The organism is Streptomyces sp. NPDC031274, assembly GCF_055570235.1.
Genome location: NZ_JBVIHP010000450.1, coordinates 1 through 1068, shown reverse-complemented (window position 1 = coordinate 1068; position 1068 = coordinate 1). Strand labels below are relative to the sequence as shown.

At 73.8% G+C, this 1068-nt stretch carries 2 protein-coding genes; both read left to right on the top strand.

The window, feature by feature from the left end; all coding sequences use genetic code 11:
• Window positions 1–871 (top strand): AAA family ATPase (locus tag ACZ5CR_RS47095; protein WP_468870222.1); only part of this gene is annotated, 871 nt, incomplete at its 5' end.
• A partial coding sequence (locus ACZ5CR_RS47090; RefSeq protein ID WP_468870221.1) for a hypothetical protein occupies window positions 861–1068 on the top strand: 208 nt, incomplete at its 3' end. The genes ACZ5CR_RS47095 and ACZ5CR_RS47090, both read left to right, overlap by 11 nt.

Genomic DNA, 1068 nt, shown 5'->3' with positions numbered 1-1068 from the left:
CGTGCACCGGGCGCACACGTACCGGGCCACGGACACCTGCGTCCAACTGGTCAACGCCGCCCTGTACTTGCGGCGCCCGCTCCTGGTGACGGGGCCTCCGGGGAGCGGCAAGTCGAGCCTCGCGTACGCGGTGGCCAGGGAGTTGGGCCTCGGCCCGGTCCTGCGCTGGAACATCACGAGCCGCAGCGCCCTGCACGACGGCCTCTACCAGTACGACCCGCTGTCGCGGCTGTACGCGGCGGGCCGCTCCCCGAGGGCGAGGGTGCCGCGGGACGGTGCCGGCGTCGAGGACCACCTCCGCCTGGGCCCGCTGGGCACCGCGCTCCTCCCCTACCACCGCCCGCGCGCCCTGCTCATCGACGAGATCGACAAGAGCGACCTCGACCTGCCCAACGACCTCCTGAACATCCTGGAGGAGGGCCAGTACGAGATCCCCGAGCTGGTGCGGATCGCCAAGCACACCCCGAAGGCGGACCTCCTGACCGACGGCTCGGACGACCCGGTGACGGTCGCGCGCGGCCGCGTGCGCTGCCGGGCCTTCCCCTTCGTCGTCCTCACCAGCAACGGCGAGCGCGAGTTCCCGCCCGCGTTCCTGCGGCGCTGCGTCACGCTGCGGCTGCGCCAGCCGCGCGACGAGCACCTGGAGGAGATCGTCCGCGCCCACCTCGGCGAGCCCGACGCCTACGCCCGCACCCTCATCGCCCGCTTCCTGGAACGCGGCACCAGCGGCGAACTGGCCACGGACCAGCTCCTGAACGCGATCTACCTGACCGGTGCGGCAGGCGTCGACACGGCGTCGCGGGACGAGCTCGCGCGCCAGTTGATGCCGTACCTGACGCAGGCGGCGGATCCGGGCCCCGATGCACTCTGACCCGCCCCGGCACCGGGGCCCCGTCGCGCGCCTCGCCGATCTCCTCGCGGAGGCGGCGGACGGCTCCCGCCCCACGTCGATCGAGCTGGCCGAACTGCTGTGGCTGGCGGGGCAGATGGGCGGCGACGGCGATGACACACCGGCACGGCAGGAAGCCGAAGCCTCCTCCGCCGCCGCACCGCCGACGCCACGCACAC